A 15,735-nucleotide genomic window follows, 5' to 3' on the forward strand; every position below is an offset into this window, starting at 1 on the left:
GTTTTCACCCGGTCCTGAGCAGGGTTTGAAGGGACCGAAGTGACTCAACTTCCCAGTTATGAGCGTAACTACGTGATGTACATGTACGCGCGTACGCGCACGCACATATGTAAAGACATATATCTAGTACAGCTCATAACTGGGGACTCCGAGTCCCTCCAGTCCCTAATTCGGCATCCGCAAGGCTCTGACCTGCGAAGACTCTGAGGGTCCGAAAGCAGGGCCCCAACAGTCCAGCCCCTGCCCGTTGGTCCCTCGCGGGCCCGGCCGTGAGCGCACCGAGCCCGGCAGTGACCCAAGGGACTCAACTCCAGTTACCTGCGTGCGAGGGTCCGAACCCGACCGGCGGGCAGCGGCGTGCGCGGGAGTCCGGTCCCTTGAGCCCTCACGAATCAGGACAGAACGGGAGGTACGGGTGTTTCCTGCGGGTGACCGACGAGTGGGCGGCGGCCGACCGAGCGCGCAGCCCCCGCTCACCCTGCCCGCGGGCCCCTCCCACGCCGGCCCCCACGGCCGGCACACGCGCTCCAGCCACCCCCACCACCCGCAAGGACGCCCATGACCAGCGCGCCCGGATTCGACGCCGCTGCCGTCGCGCAGCAGATGCTCGCCCTCGCGCAACAGGCCGCCCTGCGGGGCGGTCCCGCCCAGGCCGTCCCCGTACAGCAGCTGCAGCCCGCACCGCCCGAGGCCCGCGCGGCCCCGGCCACCGGAGGGAACACCACCACCGCAGGCAACACGGCGACCCTGCCCCCCACCCTCAGCGACCGCGGCAACGCCAAACTCTTCGCCCACCTCTACAACGACCGCTTCCGGCACGTCGAGGGACTCGGCTGGCACGAGTGGAACGGGCACCGGTGGAAGCGCAGCGGCGGCGACAAGGCCGCCCTGTGGGCCGCGGGCGAGATGGCCGAGGACATGCCCGAGCGCGACCCCGACGGCCGCCACAGCGAGCGCGAACTGCGCGTCCACCGCCGCCGCACGCTCTCCACCACCGGCATGAAGGCCCTCCTCGCCCAGGCCAAGGCCGCCCCCGGCCTGGCCCTCGACCCGGACGCCCTGGACGGCGACCCGTACGCCCTGTGCACCCCCACCGGCGTCGTCGACCTGCGCACCGGCGCGCTGCGCAAGCCCGACCCGACCCGCGACTTCCACTCCAAGGCCACCACCGTCGCCCCCGAGAACACCCCGACGCCCCGCTGGCACCGCTTCCTCGCCGACACCTTCGGCGACGACGACGAGGGCCGCGAGATGATCGACTTCCTGCACCTGATGCTCGGCTACTCGATCACCGGCGACGTCGGCGCGCAGGTCCTGCCCTTCCTCCACGGCGAGGGCAAGAACGGCAAGTCGGTACTCCTCGACACGATGATCCAGCTGCTCGGGGACTACGCCGACGCCGCGCCCCCCGGCTTCCTCATGGACCGCGGCTCGTTCTCCGAGCACTCCACCGAGCTCACCGAACTGCACGGCCGCCGCATCCTCATCTGCAGCGAGCTCAAGCCCAACGACCGCTTCGACGAGGCCCGGGTCAAGCTCCTCACCGGCGGCGACAAGATCAAGGCCCGCCGCATGCGGCAGGACTACTTCTCCTTCACGCCCACCCACCACCTCTGGCTCCTCGGCAACCACCGCCCCGAGGTCTCCACCGGCGGCTACGCCTTCTGGCGCCGCATCCGCCTGATCCCCTTCGAGCGGGTCGTGCCCGACGCCCGCAAGATCGACAACCTGGCCTTCGAGCTCGTACGGGACGAGGGCCCCGGCATCCTGCAGTGGCTCATCACGGGCGCAGGCCGCTATCTGAGCTCCCGCGACACCCTCGACGGCCCCCAGCGCGTCCGCCTCGCCACCCGCGCGTACGCGGCGACCGAGGACCACATCGGCCGCTTCCTCACCGAGTGCTGCTGCCGCGACCCGGACGGCGAGAGCGAACTGCGCGCGGAACAGGGCGCGTTGTACACCTCGTACGTCGCCTGGTGCGCGGCCGGCGAAGGCATCAGGCCCGCCACCGCCCGCGCGTTCGCCGGCCGGGTCCGCCAGGAGACCGGCCTCGCCTCACCCGCCGAGATGCTGAAGTCCAACGGCCGCAAGTACTACCCGCGCATCGGACTGCTCCCCGAGCCGGGCTCCGCCACGCCACCCGCGTACGAGACAGAAGGGCCGCACCGATGAGCTCGCTGCTGACGGAGGAAGAGCTCTGTCACGAGAACAACGTGGTCTGGCTGGAGGACCCCGACCGGCTCGACTACGTGCGCCAGTCCCGCGACAAGACCACCCGCCGCCGCGGCAAGCCCGCCTACGCCCGCGAGGGCCGCATCGTCGGCTACGCGGAGCTCACCACGGACGCCGAACAGGCCGACTCCGGCTACTACCAGCGCCGCGTCTTCTACCTCCTGCCGCACGACCGCGACTACGCCCCCGACGGCGTCTACCGCGAGGGCGCCCCCGGCGAGGCCGTCGACCCGCGCACCATCAGCCCCGGCAAGGTGGGCGAGAAAACCCCCCGCTCCCAGTACGGAACGGCCGGCCTCACACCGTCCTGACCGGGGGACCCAGGCTGCCGGGGACGAACGACGACAGGGGAGGGGTGTCCCATGGCATCGGGCACGCAGATCGGCATCTACCTGGCGCACCCGCGCCCGGGAAGCTTCAACCACGCCCTGGCGGAGGCGGCGGCGACCGAACTGCGCGCCCACGGCTGCCTGGTGCGGGTGTACGACCTGTACGCGGAGGGCTTCGACCCGCTGCTGCCCGCCGACGCCACCGGCACGGTCGAGCCCGCCGAGGACGAACAGGACCCGCTGGTCCGCCGGCACCGCCGCGAGGTCACCCGGCACGACGCCCTGGTCTTCGTGCACCCGAACTGGTGGGGCATGCCGCCCGCCGTCCTCACCGGCTGGGTCCAGCGGGTCCTCGCCCCCGGTGTGGCCTACAAGCTGGGCAGCGCCGACGCCGAGCCGGCCGGTCTCCTCAGGGCCCGCCGCGCCCTCGTCCTGAACACCTCGGACACCCCCGCCGTACGCGAGGAGCAGGAGTTCGGCGACCCGCTGCAGCGGATCTGGGCGGCGTGCGTCCTGCCGTACGTGGGCGTGGCCGAGGTCCGCCGGGAGGTGTTCCGCACCGTGACGGGCTCCGCGGCCGGGCAGCGCGCGACCTGGCTGCGACAAGCACGACAGGCGGCCGCCGAACTGGCGACCGCCTGAAGGGAGTTGCTCGGCCCGTGCCGACCGCCGGAGCTACCCCGGGTACCCGTGCCGGGGCTCGGCCGCCCGCGGCACCGTCAGATTGCGCGCCCGGTACTCGGCGACCAGCTGGTCGTACACGGGCGTCGCGCTCGGCCCGCGAGGCGGCGGTACCGGGAGCGGGGGAGGGGGCGGCGCGGGCTCCACGCGCTCCACCCTGCCCACGCGGTGCCAGCGCCCCGTCGACTTACGGGGCGCGGCCGCCGAAGTGCCGTCCGCGGAGCTGGAGTTCATGGCGGGGGACCGGTGCGCCTCAGGAGAGGTGCGTGCCCGCGCTGGGGTCCGCCTGCAGCGTCGGCGTCAGCACCGCCAGCTCCGGGGCGTGCAGGCCGGGCAGCCCCAGCGGGCCCGCGCCCGGCTCCGTCAGCGGCGCGTCCAGGCCCATGCCCGGCGACAGCGCCTCGACCGGCGACTCCAGCGACTCCACGCCGACCCCGGCGATCCGCTCCTGGCTCAGCGGATCGGTGACCGGCACGTCGAGCACGGTCTCCGGCAGCGCGCTGTGCACCGGCAGCTGCGGCAGCACGTCCCGGCCCACCAGACCCTCGCCGCCCTCGTCCGTCACCGGAGCGCCGGGCTTGAGCAGCGGCACCCCGGCCTTCAACTCCGGTGCCTCCACGGGCAGCGCGGTCTCCAGGCCCTCCAGCGGAACCGGCACGGGCACCGCGTCCGAGGCCGCGGCCGGAGCCACGGCGGCCGCCGACGCCATGCACGTCATCAGTACGGCGAGTCCCGCACGGCTGGTCAACTTCACGGTGTCCACCTTCGAAAGAGCAACGGATACGTCCCCCGGAACCAGCACAACGAGCCGCCCCGGCGAACCCCACGGCTTGTCCCCTGAGCGCAGCAACAGGGGGCGGGGTCAGCGCAGCTTGCCGACCGGCAGCAGACAGTGCGCCGCGGACTGCAGCACCGCCTCGTCACCGACGTACGCACGGAACGCCTCCACCGACACCGGCCGCCCCGGAGCCGCCTCAGGCCAGGCCCGCGTGCTGAGCACGAAGTGCACCGCCGCGCCCTGCTCCACCGCGTCCAGCCACTCCGGCGGCGCCACGCACTGCGCGTTCATGCCCTGCAGGGTGAGCACCGCCTGGCCGCCCTCCACGAGCAGCTGCACGGGGAACCCGGGGCGCGACCCGTCCGCCATGCTCCCGTCGAGCGGCAGCGAGAGGCTCCGGGCGAGCGCGGCGACGGCCGCCTCGTTCTCGGCGGCGCCGTTCGCCCCGTCACCGAGGGTGTACGCCAGCAGATAGGGCGTCGCGTGCCCCTCCTCGGGCGCCCCGATCCAGGCCAGGATGGACAGGGTGCCGAGGCTGAACTGGTTGCCGCTGGGGGCGGTTTGGGTATCGACCATGGTTCGGCACCCTAACGGCGTGATACCGGTACGAGCCCCGCGTTTCACCCGTTCAGGGGAGAGCACGCCGAGGCCCGCCCACCGGCGCACACACGGCGCGCACCCACGCGCGGCGGCCGCCCCGGCGAATTGCGGGAAAGAGCTGCGCGCGCTCCACGGGAAGAGTGAATCCTCCACGAACGACCGTACCGACGGGTGACCAGAAGCGTTTCCGGCCCACATCCGCGTGATACGCACAACGGCACCGGAAATCCCACTCCCTGAAAGAGAGTTGGTCGCCATGTACGCAAAGACCGCCACGGGCATCGCCGCCCTGGCCGTACTCCTCGGAGCCGGCACCGCCACTTCCGCACCCGGTTACGAGATGACCGTCAATACCCGCGCCGTCATCGCGGCCGACCATACGGTCACGACTTCGGGAACGTACCGCTGCACGGGTTCCACCGACCTTTCGCCGGTGTACGTCACGGCGTCCGTGCGGCAGAACAACGTGTCCATCTCCGGCGACTCGCAGGAAGCGGTGTGCGACGGCGAAATCCACGACTGGCAGCTCAAGGCCACCGGCTTCCGCGACATCCACCTCAAGCCCGGGGCGGCCACGGTGCAGGGCCACCTCGTGCAGCTCAAGCCGCAGTCGGGCCTGATCCCCCTCAAGACCGACTTCCTCGCCGCCGCCGACCAGCAGGTCGAACTGCTCCCGCAGGACTGACCCGCCGCGCCTGCGGCAACCTCACTCGCAACTGCCGCCGGCCGCGGTCATGGACAGAAAGACCGTGCTGCAGCCAGGTGTGTCGCCGACGGGTGTCTGCGGCCTCGCCTGCGCCGAGGCGCAGACACCCGCAAACAACGAGGCGAACAACACGACGGCCAGCACGCTGAACATCAAGCGCATCGAGACTCCTCGTGAAGGAACGCAGCCGGAACGTCCGGGGTGCATCCCTTCGAGCATCTGCCTGGTTTCCGCAACCTACAACCCGGTGCACATTTACGGACACCGAGAGTGACGCTCTCCGGAAATTACCTTGGATTCCGTGGGAAACGGACACGCCCCGTGACGAATGACAATTCGCTGCGCCCGCGGGCCGGACAACAGCCCGGGTTCCGCCATCCGGAGGCTCGTCGGAATGTCGCACGAAAATCACCAGCGGCTACGTGATTATGCGTGTCTGTGGGCGCAGCCGTTCCCGTGTGCGGCCGCGCATCGCCCCAATAGAAAGGCACGCAATGAAGATTGTGAAGCTTGGTGCAATGGCCGTGGCCAGCGCGGCTCTGCTCCTCGGCGGCGCCGGTGCCGCCGTCGCCGACTCCGACGCCACGGGCGTGGCCGCGAACTCGCCCGGCGTGCTGAGCGGCAACGTCGTCCAGCTGCCGATCAACGTGGGTGTCAACGCCTGCGGCAACTCCCTCGGCCTCATCTCCGCGCTCAACCCGGCCGGCGGCAACGTCTGCGTCAACAACTAGCTGGGCCGCTTCGCACGGAGCACCTCGCGCCGTGCCGTTCCCCGTACCGCTGGTGCGACGGGTTCGGCACGGCGCTTCTGTGTGGACGGCCCTTGTCCGGCTTTCGGGTGAACGAAGAGAACCAAAGGCGCCACCGGGGAGTTGGTCAGATTGCTGAACCAACGGGCATACACCCAGAAAAGGGAATCAAGTGATCAAGAAGATTCTGGCGACCGCCGCTGTCACGGCGTCCGTTCTCGGCACGGGTGCGGCCATGGCCCCCTCCGCTGTCGCCGACGACGACACCTCGTCGCTGAGCGGCAACAACGCTTCGCAGACCTACGGCAACTCCGCCACGTACGGCGACATGAGCCCGCAGATGGCGCTCATCCAGGGCTCCCTGAACAAGCCCTGTGTCGGCCTGCCGGCCAAGCTCAACGCCGGTTCCCTCGTGGGCATCGTGCCGGTGTCGGTGCAGGACATCCCCGTCCTGTCGAACCCGCAGAACCAGCAGTGCGTCGAGAACTCGACGCAGTCGAAGGGCGACGAGCCGCTGTCGAACCTGCTGCAGAACGTCCTCTCCGCCAACTGATCGCGGCGAGCACCCCGCTGCCCGGACCCGTCCACGGACAGGTCCGGGCAGTCGTGTGTCCGGACCCCGCACCGCTGCCGCGGCGAGCACCGGAGCGGCCGAACGTTACGTGTTCGCAAGGGAGTTGCCGTAACCCCTGACGCATTCGGGTGAGAATCGCGGGATCACCGAATTCGCGGTTTCTTCTCCTCGCCGGAATCGTTGTTCCTGCTGCAGTGATGATCGTCTGCGGCCGTACGCGACCGTCGCGATACGTAGCGCAGCACTGCGGGAAGGGAACAATGAACAAGAAGGTTCTGACCGTCGTCGCCGGCGCCATGCTCGCCGTCGGAGGTGCCGCCCCGGCCATGGCCGACGCGGGCGCCCAGGGTGCTGCCGCCAACTCCCCCGGCGTGGGTTCGGGCAACGTGGTTCAGGTCCCCGTGCACGTTCCGGTCAACGCCTGCGGCAACACCGTCGACGTCATCGGTCTGCTGAACCCCACCTTCGGCAACACCTGCGTCAACAACTGACGTTCGCGCAGCTTCAGCAGTACCGAGAACGGCCCCGGAGCCTTGAGCCCGGGGCCGTTCCGTGTCCGCGAATGTCGGCGGCCGTCCGAACCGACTGGCCGTGAACGCGAGTTGGGGGCCCCGGAGGGCCCCCAACGGTTCTGCCGTCTTCGGTGCGCCGTGCCGCACAAGAAGGGGCACGGTGGGCTCGACGGCGTACGAACGCCGGCGGCTGGGAGCCCACACCGCACAACAAAGACCGCTCACCCAGTACACACCATCCGCCCCCGTCGGCGTATGGGCCTTCACCCGTTTGCCGAGTCGAAAGTCCTTTCCGCATACGCCCCTTGGGGAATTCGGGTGGCATCGAGAAAGCCCCCGGAATCGGGGTTTCCCGCCGCCCAGGGAATCGTTGGACAACACGAGGTGGCGCCTGGTGTCGACGGGACACCTGCCGGACGCGAAGGCTCGCGTCACCGGGAGAGCGCACTCGGAGAAAGGACACCCCGTGAAGTACTCGAAGGCCGCCGCGGCAGTCGCCGGTTCCGTGATGGCGCTCGGCACGGCCGCACCGGCTCTCGCCGCCGACCACACCGGGCAGCTGCCTCCGATGAGCCTGAACGGCGCCGTGGCGGACACCCTCGCCGGCGGCCTGGACCCGCAGCACCTGCAGGCCACCCAGGGCATCCACAAGGGCGGCGACCCCCTCAAGCCCGTCACCGACGTCGCCGACGGCCTGAGCCAGGGCCAGAGCGGCGCCCCGCAGCAGGTCCTCGGCACCGTGCGCCAGGCGGCCCCCCTCCTGGGTGGCCTCCCCACGGCCCTGGGGCAGTAACCTGCCTCCTGCATAGGGGAGTTGAGGAAGGTGGCGGTCACCTCGGGTGGCCGCCACCTTTGTCGTTCCGTACGGGCGCATGGCCTCGTACGCGCGCACAACGCCTCGTACAGGCGGCGAAGCCCCGTACGCGCACACAAAGCAGGGCGGCGATCACCGGTCCGGTGTCGCCGCCCTGCTGTCGTACCGCTGAACGTCAGTTGTTGGCCGACGTGTTGCCGAAGGCCGGGTTCAGCAGGCCGATCACGTTCACGGTGTTGCCGGTCAGGTTCACGGGCACGTGGACCGGGACCTGGGCCAGGTTGCCGGACAGGACGCCGGGCGAGCCGGTGGCCGCGCCCGTGGCGTCGGAGTCGGCGAACGCGCTTCCGGCGGAGGCACCGGCGGCGATCCCGGCGGCGGCCAGGACCAGGGCGGCCTTCTTGGCAGTCTTCATGAGGGTGCACCTTCTATTCGACTTACGGGCCCCGAGTTCGGGCCCACGTAGATCGAAACGTGTCGGTGGCTACGACGACACGGGCCGTCGCCGTGTTGACCCCCTTTGGAGCAACGGCCGTGATTCTCCCGGCACTTGGGGCCCTGCTCGGGTAGAGAGCGCAGCGGCCGACGGCGCGGGCCGTGACGTGCGACGAAGCAGTACGAGGGAAGGGGCGGTAGGGCCATCAGAGTGAACAGGGAGAACCAAACGCGACGATCACGTGTTGGGCAGAGCGCTCCGATCGCGGGCATTCATGCGACACAAGGACGGAACATGCTCAAGAAGGTTATGGCCACTGCGGCCGTCACCCTGTCGGTGGCGGGCCTGGGCGCTGGGATGGCCCCCTCCGCGTTCGCCGACGACGACACCACGTCGCTGAGCGGCAACGGCGCTACGCAGACCTACGGCAACTCCGCCACGAACGGCGACATGAGCCCGCAGCTCGGCCTGGTCCAGGGCTCGCTCAACAAGCCGTGCATCGGCCTGCCCGCCAAGGCCAACGTCGGCTCCCTCGTGGGCGTCGTGCCGGTTGCGGTCCAGGACATCCCGATCCTGTCCAACCCGCAGAACCAGCAGTGCACCGAGAACTCGACGCAGGCCAAGGGTGACGAGCCGCTGTCGAACATCCTGCAGAACGTGCTCTCGGCCAACATGGGCTGATCTCAGGCCAGTTGAGCTCTTCGGTGAGTCCCGGTGCTTCGGCGCCGGGACTCACTGCTGTGCGCGCAGGTCGCCGCTCCGGCCGCTCCGGCCTCTTCGGGTGACGTGCCCCGTCGTTCGTGTCCTGTCCGCGCCCCGACTCGTTGGACAGCACATGATCGAAGCCAAGCGCATCCTCGCCGCCGTCGCCCTCGCCGCCGGAGCCACCGGACTCGCGGCCCCCATGGCCGCTGCCGCCGAAGGACCCACCCCGCTGTCGGTCAACGGCACCATCGACGACATCGCCACCAGCGCGGTCGGCCCCGAGCACCGCGACGAGGTCCCGTCGGTCTCCGGCCAGCTCGGCAAGCTCAACGAACTGCGCCAGCTCACCGACCAGGCAGCCCCGGTGACCAACCTGCTGACGTCCTGACTTTCCTCGTACGAAGCGGCGCGGCCCCCGATGCGTTCGGGGGCCGCGCCGCTTCCGTTGCCGAGGTGAGGTCAGCTGGTCCAGAAGTCCCACCAGCGGGTCAGGACCAGCATGCCGATGACCCCGATGTGCAGCACCGGGACGACCCAGGTGAACTCGTCGGCGAACGACCGCAGCGCGGGCGGTGCCGGCAGCAGTTCATGGCGCAGGTTGTGCGCGGTGACGTACCAGAACATGACGATGGTCGCCGTCCAGGCGAGACAGCACCACAGGCACAGGGCGTTGATGTCGTACAGCGACTGGAACATCAGCCAGGTGCAGAACCCCACGCCGAACAGCATCCCGGCGTTCAACGTCAGCCAGAACCAGCGCGGGAACCGTGCGCCCACGACGAGGCTCGCGCCCACGCACAGCACCATCCCGTACGTGACCAGGCCGAGCATCGGGTTCGGGAAGCCGAACACCGCCGCCTGCTCGCTCTCCATGATCGAACCGCAGGACACCACCGGGTTGAGGCTGCAGCCCGGCTGGTAGTCCGGGTCCTCGAGCAGCTTGAACTTGTCCAGCGTGATCACCCACGCCGCGAGAACGCCCGCCGCGCCTGTGACCATGAGCAGAATCGCCAACAGGCGGCTTCCGCCTACGACTTGAGGGGGCGTCACACGCCGGTGCGGATGGGGGATCGCGGCCTCGGCCGCCTTGGTCGTCAGGGTCATGGGCCGCACCGTTCTACGTCCTACGTGGCTTCTTTGGCGGCCATTTTGCACGGTTCGCGGGGGTCCGGGGGAGTGGCGGAGGAATCGTAAGGGTGTGTGAGGGTGTCGCATTCGGGGAGCGACGGGGAGCAACGGGGAGCGACGGGGAGGGTGGGGGAGCGGCGGGGCACGGGTCAGCGGCGATGGGCAAGGTGTGCCCACATCCGGCAAGAGACGGAACTCCACCATTCCACCCGGGAGTTGAGCCAGGCAGGGCAGGAGTCCCGTACGCCTCCCCGCCCTCTGCCGGCGACCCCTGGCGTACGATGATCGAAATGCCGCAAGCCGTCACCCGTACGGCACCATGCGACGGAGGCCCCCCGTGCTCATCACCGTTGCGGACGTCGAAGCCGCGGCCGCGCACATCGACGGACACGTCCTGCGCACCCCGACCGTGTCCAGCCCCGGACTGAGCGAACTCCTCGGCGTCCCGGTCACCGCCAAACTCGAACTGCTCCAACGCACGGGCTCGTTCAAGTCGCGCGGCGCCACAGCGAAACTCCTCAGCCTCACCGAGCCGGAACGCGCCGCCGGAGTCGTGGCCGTCAGCGGCGGCAACCACGGCATCGCCACCGCCGTCATGGCCGGCGCACTTGGCATCGACGCCACCGTCGTCATGCCCCGCACCGCACCCCGCCGAGCCGTGGAAACCGCCGAGGCCGCCGGGGCGCACGTCGACCTCGCCGACACCATGGACGCCGCCTTCGCCCGCGTGGAGGAACTCCGCCGCAAAGGCCTGACCCTGGTCCACCCCTTCGACGACCCCGTCGTGATCGCGGCACAGGGCACCGTAGGCCTCGAACTCGCCGAAGACGCAGGCGAGTTGACCGACGTCGTCGTCAGCATCGGCGGCGGCGGGCTCATCTCCGGCGTCGCCGCCGCCCTGCAGGCACGCCGCCCCGGCATCCGCGTCTGGGGAGTCGAGACGGAAGGCGCCCAGGCCATGACCGCCGCGCTCGCCGCAGGTGGCCCCGTACCCGTCGAACTCTCCTCGATCGTGACGACGCTCAGCGCACCCAGCGCCTCGCCCCTCACCTACGAACACGTCTCGGCGCACGTCACCGAAGTCCTCACCGTCACCGACGCCGAGGCCGTGCAAGGCGTTCTCGACCTCGCCGAGCACGCCAAACTCTGGACCGAACCCGCCGCGGGATGCGTGCTCCCCGCGGCCCGCCAGGTCCTGCACCGCGTCGGCTCCGACGCCAAGCTCGGCCTGGTCATCTGCGGCGGCAACGCGACAACAGCCGACGTGACCGCCTGGGCGGAGGGGTTCGGGTTGCGCTGAACAGGCGTCCCCTCCGGCCTGCGCCCCGGCCGGAATCCGCCCCGGCCTCACTACGGGTGCAGCTCAGGAACCGACACCTTGATCGGCTCCTGCGTCGTCCGCGCGATCACGACCACTGCCGGCTCGTCCGGATCGGGATTCTCCTCCCGGTGCCGCACGAACGGCGGTACGAGGAAGAAGTCACCGGGGTTGCCCGCCAGCCGCACCTCCTGCGTACCGTCGTGGAACACGAACACGGGATGCCCGCTGACCACGAAGATCCCCGCCTCCGAGTCACCGTGGTGGTGGTTGTCCGTGGAGCTCAGCGGCGGATTCTCCACCCTCCCCATCCACAGCCGCTTCGAGCCGACCGTGCCGCCGCTGATCGCCGCGAAACCATCCAGCTCCCCGGACCGGACCAGGTGCACGCGATTGTTCGACGGCGCTTCGTCGACCGCGTCCGGACGGTTCCCGCCTTCTTCACGAGCAGTCATCGTGCAGCCTCCCGATGTCGTCGACCGATACGCCAGTCAGGCTGCTCTCTCTTGCCGGATATCTCAAGTTCCGTTGCTGATACAGCAAGTTGGGACCACCCGGGGGCATCCAGGCGCAGGACGTGGTCTCCGTACGGGTGGCCCACACGGCTGATCTTCCGACCCGTACGCGACACCGCATTCCGCCGACGGGAACGGTGAGGTCATGACCGAGACAGACAAGGCACTCCTCGAAGGCGGCCCCCAGGACCTGCCCGACCGGATCGTGAAGATCACCACCCCCGGAGCGGACCTGAAGATCGAGTTCCGCAACGGCTACGAGCACTACCGCCCCACCCGACGCCAGGCGGACACCCCCGAGGGCCGACTCCCCGTATATGAGTGGTGGGAACGCACAGAGATGGCCTCGTAGCCACAGATCCCCCCCTCCGCGGCGACAACAAGATGCCTCTCCTGCTCTGCGAGAAGGAGAGGCATCGGCCGGGCGTCAGAAGTTACGGAAGTGACGGGGCGGGCGGTCTCAGCAGCCCTTGGCCCACGTGTGGGAGCCGCCCTGGTCGTTCGCGCCGGCGTCGTGGCCGACCTCCTGCCCGGGGGCCAGACAGAGCGTGACCCGGCCGAGGAGCTGCCGGCCCTCGTAGACCTTGACGTGGTCGGCCACACCGGGACCGGAGACGCCGTGGTTGGCCCAGGAGGAGTCCTCCTTGAACATGTCGCCCTCCCACCAGTGGTCGTCGCCGCTGTGCTCGATCTTCATGCCGTTGAAATCTGTGTCCGTCCAGACACAGAAGAAGCCACTCCTGCAGTCCGCCGCCTCAGCGGCCGCCGAGGTGGCGAGCATCCCGGCGGCAGAGAGCACGGCAGTGGCAAGGAGGGTGGTGAAGCGCTTCATGCGGGCGAACTTCCTTTCGGTGAGGGGGAGTTGAGTACGGTGGTGGCTTCGGCGAGAGCGTGGGCACGCAGCTTCTCCCAGCGAGCGATCTCGGTACGGTGCCGGTCCCGGACCTCGGCGAGGCCACGGCGGGTATGAGCGGCCTCCGGCCTCAGGTTGTTGACGACCACGGAGGCACGGAACCAGCCCGACTGGTCCCCGTAGAGCCGCTGCTGCGCGGCGGCAAGACAGCCATCGGTGTGGGCGCGCACGACATAGCCGGTGGGCAGGGCAAGGGACAGCTCAGTCGGCCCCGTACCGAACATCGCCGCATCGACCCGCCGAGCCTCGGCCCCCGACAGCCGGCTCTTTCCGCTACGGGGCGCGACAAGCCCCTGGCGGGCCAGGCAAGCGTCGGTCAGACGCTGCGTAGCTGCCTTGATCAGCTCATCCGGATCGGCGGCGGCCTTCGGCGCACGCTCCGTACACCCCGTCAGACCCGCACAGGCCAGAGCCACCACGGCAGCCAGCAGCCGTACGGGCCGACGCGACCGGGTGGACGGTTCCTTGATCACAAAAGGGTGTCTAGTCGCTCGAACCCCCACACGACAGAGCAAACGTTCCCGGTCACTCAACTGGCTGCGGCCTTTCACCCGGGGAGACGTTGCTGTGCGTTGGGCTGTCTCCCCCCATGGGTGATGTGTTGGGTTTGTGGGGGATTTATCTGGTCGGTATGGGGGTGTTGCAGGTTGTCCTCTGGGGCGGCCGCAGCGCCCATGCTCATGTAGTCGTGTCCGTACGCGGTGAGTTGTGTAGCCACGCGTCCACGTCCGGGGCGTCGCCGCGGAGAGCCGCCGCGAACCCGTCGTGCAGGAGATCGGCTGCTACCACGGGCGCGATCACCGTGGCGGCCCCGTTGCCAATAGTGCAACAGGGGTGAGCGATGCCGACCGGGGCGGCGAAAGAGCGGCGGGTGCCGATTTCTGCCGCCGAGTAATCTGCGGGCCGGCTGAGGTGTGTTCGTGTGGCGGCGCGAACACACCTCAAGGCGTCGGCTCGTTCAGCTCGCGGCCGCCGCCCAGGGCACGGTGCCGTTGCGCTGGTGCGGCAGCTGTGCGGCCATGCCGTCGAGGCAGACCGGGGCGGTGCTCGGGCCCGCGACCCGGTGGCCGGAGAGCTGAGTGCTGAACACCGGGGCGTCATTCTGATGCCCCGTCACCTGGACGCTGAACAGGCCGGGTTGCTCGGCCGGCAGCTCCACGGCCTCGATCCAGCAGGGGGCGTCGAACTCCGCGTACCGCTGGAACCGATTGACCGTCGAGGTGGGCAGCACCGAGACGCCAGGGCCGAGCAGGGCGCAGGCGGCCTGGCGTGCCGCTTCGAGCAGGACCATGCCGGGCATGTGGTCGCCGCCGTGGTCGAACATCACGGGGTGGCTGGGATCCGGGTTGAGCCGCCACACGCCGGGGTGTCCAGTAGGTGCCAGGACCACGTCGATGGGCAGGATGCGACCGTAGTCGGATGGTGTCTGGTCCGTGGGCCGGTAGTCGATCTCCTTCGTTGGGGCGGAGCCGCGCAGCCGGCGGTAGGCGGCGGGGGAGACACACGTGAAGTGTCCGTCGCCAGTGGCCACGACGTGCTCGTCGCGCCGGATGGTGATATCGACGCCGAGAATCGTGTCGCGCCGTTCCTTGCTGAAGACCGTTTCGATCTCCAGTTCGCTCGGTGTCCGCCCAATGTCCAGGTACTCGGGATAAGTGGTTGCGGAGATGTCCCGCATCACGAATTGGTGGCCGAGCGGGATCCCGAACTCGGAGTGGGCGAGGAAAATCCCGATCTGCCGGACCGTCTCGACGGCCTGCAGGTGATCGTGGTTCCGGCTGACCGGGCTGTTGAAAAACGTGTGGGCGCGCGGCCATTGCCCGGTGAGAGCGAAGGTGTTTTCTCCGATCTTCTTGCAGCTGGTGAGGAATACCTCGGCATGTGATGCACGGTGCACATACTCTTTGGGCACGGTGGTGGTGAGCCGGGGCAGTTCCGTCGACTCCTCCTGTGTGGATCTCTGCGTAGCACTCTTGGCCTGTGCGCGGTGTGTGTGGGGTGCCGTCGCACTGCTCATGATCCTTCTCCCCCAAGAAGCAACTGGTTGCGTGAACGGCAAGATACAGACGGACCGGTTTGCTTTACAAGGGTCACCTGTTCGACTCGTCAAAGCCCGGCCCCGGCAGGGTGGTTTACCGCTGCGGGCGCTCACGGAACGGGGTGTGCAACCTCGGGAATGCGATGTTGCACACCGCTGACCTGACGCGTTTGCGAGCCAGTGTCCCCGGCGGGCACCTGGGAGTCCAGGGGCGCCCGAGCGAGCATTGAGCGCCGAGGCTGACCGTGGTCCGCAGGCCAAGGGAGGGAGAGCCCGTGGACGGCCTCAAACGCAAGGACGCCCTGCTGAGGATCGAGCGCGGTCACGCCACTGAGGAAGAGCTGGCCGCCATCGCCGTGACGCTGCTTTCGCTCGCTGCAGCGCGGAGCGAGCCCGACGGGGAGGAGAGCGGCGGGCAGTGCACCGTCCGCTGGAGCCGTCGGGAGCGGACCAGGTCGTATCAGGCACCGCACAGCTGGAGATGACGCTCCGGGGGCGGGTGAACAGCAATGACCGAGCAGCTTCCGACTCCCACATAAAAAAACCGTAGATGCGGTTGGGTTGTGTGCGCGGCTTTCTCGGTCGGCCCGCGCCTCCCAACAGGAAGGTGACTGCCATGTCGATGGTGGCGGAGCCCGCTGCGTTGGACGCGCCGGAGGCCCATACTCAGCAGGGCCGCGTGGCCGAGTTGCACGCGGTGCGCACAC

General features: G+C 69.4%; 23 protein-coding genes. 14 read left to right on the forward strand and 9 right to left on the reverse strand.

The features are described 5' to 3' along the window. Positions 1 to 558 precede the first annotated feature (558 nt). Genes QIS96_RS18645 through QIS96_RS18655 form a run of 3 tightly spaced genes read left to right on the forward strand, consistent with a single transcriptional unit; the run spans position 559 to position 3,203 of the window. Positions 559 to 2,172, forward strand: a complete 1,614-nt coding sequence (locus tag QIS96_RS18645; RefSeq protein ID WP_282543758.1) for a DNA primase family protein — start codon at positions 559 to 561, stop codon at positions 2,170 to 2,172. Next, entirely contained in the window at positions 2,169 to 2,543 is a 375-nt protein-coding gene (locus QIS96_RS18650) for a DUF6009 family protein (RefSeq protein ID WP_282543759.1), read from the forward strand. The genes QIS96_RS18645 and QIS96_RS18650 overlap by 4 nt, the downstream gene beginning before the upstream one ends. A gap of 51 nt (positions 2,544 to 2,594) precedes the next feature. Further along, the gene (locus QIS96_RS18655; protein WP_282543760.1) at positions 2,595 to 3,203 is read left to right on the forward strand and encodes an NAD(P)H-dependent oxidoreductase; all 609 of its coding nucleotides are present in this window, start codon (positions 2,595 to 2,597) and stop codon (positions 3,201 to 3,203) included. A gap of 33 nt (positions 3,204 to 3,236) precedes the next feature. Here QIS96_RS18655 and QIS96_RS18660 read toward each other — a convergent pair whose 3' ends face one another. The 3 genes from QIS96_RS18660 to QIS96_RS18670 form a co-directional block, all read right to left on the reverse strand. Further along, positions 3,237 to 3,476, reverse strand: a complete 240-nt coding sequence (locus QIS96_RS18660) for a hypothetical protein (RefSeq protein WP_282543761.1) — start codon at positions 3,474 to 3,476, stop codon at positions 3,237 to 3,239. A gap of 19 nt (positions 3,477 to 3,495) precedes the next feature. Continuing rightward, on the reverse strand, positions 3,496 to 3,996 hold the full coding sequence (locus QIS96_RS18665; protein ID WP_282543762.1) for a hypothetical protein: 501 nt from the start codon (positions 3,994 to 3,996) through the stop codon (positions 3,496 to 3,498). Between the two features lie 108 nt (positions 3,997 to 4,104). Continuing rightward, the gene (locus QIS96_RS18670; protein ID WP_282543763.1) at positions 4,105 to 4,596 is read right to left on the reverse strand and encodes a DUF5949 family protein; all 492 of its coding nucleotides are present in this window, start codon (positions 4,594 to 4,596) and stop codon (positions 4,105 to 4,107) included. A 280-nt stretch (positions 4,597 to 4,876) separates the two neighbouring features. Here QIS96_RS18670 and QIS96_RS18675 point away from each other — a divergent pair, with 280 nt between their 5' ends. The 6 genes from QIS96_RS18675 to QIS96_RS18700 all read left to right on the forward strand — a co-directional run bounded on the left by QIS96_RS18675 (position 4,877) and on the right by QIS96_RS18700 (position 7,954). Next, the gene (locus tag QIS96_RS18675) at positions 4,877 to 5,305 is read left to right on the forward strand and encodes a DUF6299 family protein (RefSeq protein WP_282543764.1); all 429 of its coding nucleotides are present in this window, start codon (positions 4,877 to 4,879) and stop codon (positions 5,303 to 5,305) included. A 49-nt stretch (positions 5,306 to 5,354) separates the two neighbouring features. Beyond that, entirely contained in the window at positions 5,355 to 5,600 is a 246-nt protein-coding gene (locus QIS96_RS18680; protein WP_282543765.1) for a hypothetical protein, read from the forward strand. A 244-nt stretch (positions 5,601 to 5,844) separates the two neighbouring features. Then, positions 5,845 to 6,057, forward strand: a complete 213-nt coding sequence (locus QIS96_RS18685) for a chaplin (protein WP_282543766.1) — start codon at positions 5,845 to 5,847, stop codon at positions 6,055 to 6,057. A 190-nt stretch (positions 6,058 to 6,247) separates the two neighbouring features. Continuing rightward, positions 6,248 to 6,628 (forward strand): rodlin, encoded by a 381-nt coding sequence (locus tag QIS96_RS18690; protein ID WP_282543767.1) that lies wholly within the window; start codon positions 6,248 to 6,250, stop codon positions 6,626 to 6,628. A 281-nt stretch (positions 6,629 to 6,909) separates the two neighbouring features. Continuing rightward, on the forward strand, positions 6,910 to 7,140 hold the full coding sequence (locus QIS96_RS18695; protein ID WP_282543768.1) for a chaplin: 231 nt from the start codon (positions 6,910 to 6,912) through the stop codon (positions 7,138 to 7,140). Between the two features lie 487 nt (positions 7,141 to 7,627). Then, positions 7,628 to 7,954 carry a hypothetical protein gene (locus QIS96_RS18700; RefSeq protein ID WP_282543769.1) on the forward strand — a complete coding sequence of 109 codons (327 nt, stop codon included), beginning with the start codon at positions 7,628 to 7,630 and terminating at the stop codon, positions 7,952 to 7,954. Between the two features lie 196 nt (positions 7,955 to 8,150). Here QIS96_RS18700 and QIS96_RS18705 read toward each other — a convergent pair whose 3' ends face one another. Continuing rightward, the gene (locus QIS96_RS18705) at positions 8,151 to 8,390 is read right to left on the reverse strand and encodes a chaplin (RefSeq protein ID WP_282543770.1); all 240 of its coding nucleotides are present in this window, start codon (positions 8,388 to 8,390) and stop codon (positions 8,151 to 8,153) included. A gap of 315 nt (positions 8,391 to 8,705) precedes the next feature. Here QIS96_RS18705 and QIS96_RS18710 point away from each other — a divergent pair, with 315 nt between their 5' ends. Together QIS96_RS18710 and QIS96_RS18715 are read left to right on the forward strand one after the other, a co-directional pair. Continuing rightward, the gene (locus QIS96_RS18710; RefSeq protein WP_282543771.1) at positions 8,706 to 9,092 is read left to right on the forward strand and encodes a rodlin; all 387 of its coding nucleotides are present in this window, start codon (positions 8,706 to 8,708) and stop codon (positions 9,090 to 9,092) included. 154 nt (positions 9,093 to 9,246) lie between these two features. Further along, on the forward strand, positions 9,247 to 9,504 hold the full coding sequence (locus QIS96_RS18715; protein ID WP_282543772.1) for a hypothetical protein: 258 nt from the start codon (positions 9,247 to 9,249) through the stop codon (positions 9,502 to 9,504). A gap of 71 nt (positions 9,505 to 9,575) precedes the next feature. On the opposite strand, the gene QIS96_RS18720 is transcribed toward QIS96_RS18715, so the two are convergent. Further along, positions 9,576 to 10,220 carry a vitamin K epoxide reductase family protein gene (locus QIS96_RS18720; protein ID WP_282543773.1) on the reverse strand — a complete coding sequence of 215 codons (645 nt, stop codon included), beginning with the start codon at positions 10,218 to 10,220 and terminating at the stop codon, positions 9,576 to 9,578. A 343-nt stretch (positions 10,221 to 10,563) separates the two neighbouring features. Between QIS96_RS18720 and QIS96_RS18725 the strand changes: the two genes are divergently transcribed. Further along, entirely contained in the window at positions 10,564 to 11,544 is a 981-nt protein-coding gene (locus QIS96_RS18725) for a pyridoxal-phosphate dependent enzyme (RefSeq protein WP_282543774.1), read from the forward strand. A gap of 50 nt (positions 11,545 to 11,594) precedes the next feature. On the opposite strand, the gene QIS96_RS18730 is transcribed toward QIS96_RS18725, so the two are convergent. Beyond that, complete coding sequence (locus QIS96_RS18730; protein ID WP_282543775.1) at positions 11,595 to 12,017, reverse strand: cupin domain-containing protein; 423 nt, start codon at positions 12,015 to 12,017, stop codon at positions 11,595 to 11,597. A 205-nt stretch (positions 12,018 to 12,222) separates the two neighbouring features. Here QIS96_RS18730 and QIS96_RS18735 point away from each other — a divergent pair, with 205 nt between their 5' ends. After that, positions 12,223 to 12,429, forward strand: a complete 207-nt coding sequence (locus QIS96_RS18735) for a DUF5988 family protein (protein ID WP_282543776.1) — start codon at positions 12,223 to 12,225, stop codon at positions 12,427 to 12,429. Between the two features lie 108 nt (positions 12,430 to 12,537). Here QIS96_RS18735 and QIS96_RS18740 read toward each other — a convergent pair whose 3' ends face one another. The 3 genes from QIS96_RS18740 to QIS96_RS18750 all read right to left on the reverse strand — a co-directional run bounded on the left by QIS96_RS18740 (position 12,538) and on the right by QIS96_RS18750 (position 15,007). Next, complete coding sequence (locus tag QIS96_RS18740) at positions 12,538 to 12,909, reverse strand: peptidase inhibitor family I36 protein (protein ID WP_282543777.1); 372 nt, start codon at positions 12,907 to 12,909, stop codon at positions 12,538 to 12,540. Continuing rightward, positions 12,906 to 13,463: a hypothetical protein gene (locus QIS96_RS18745; RefSeq protein WP_349017395.1), complete on the reverse strand. Its 558-nt coding sequence runs from the start codon at positions 13,461 to 13,463 to the stop codon at positions 12,906 to 12,908. The genes QIS96_RS18740 and QIS96_RS18745 overlap by 4 nt, the downstream gene beginning before the upstream one ends. Before the next feature lie 485 nt (positions 13,464 to 13,948). Next, positions 13,949 to 15,007, reverse strand: a complete 1,059-nt coding sequence (locus QIS96_RS18750; RefSeq protein WP_282543778.1) for a ScbA/BarX family gamma-butyrolactone biosynthesis protein — start codon at positions 15,005 to 15,007, stop codon at positions 13,949 to 13,951. Positions 15,008 to 15,303: 296 nt separating this feature from the next. Between QIS96_RS18750 and QIS96_RS18755 the strand changes: the two genes are divergently transcribed. Further along, positions 15,304 to 15,513 carry an acyl-CoA carboxylase subunit epsilon gene (locus QIS96_RS18755; protein ID WP_282543779.1) on the forward strand — a complete coding sequence of 70 codons (210 nt, stop codon included), beginning with the start codon at positions 15,304 to 15,306 and terminating at the stop codon, positions 15,511 to 15,513. The last annotated feature ends 222 nt before the right edge of the window (positions 15,514 to 15,735 follow it).

It is taken from the genome of Streptomyces cavernicola, assembly GCF_029968035.1.
GTDB lineage: Bacteria > Actinomycetota > Actinomycetes > Streptomycetales > Streptomycetaceae > Streptomyces > Streptomyces cavernicola.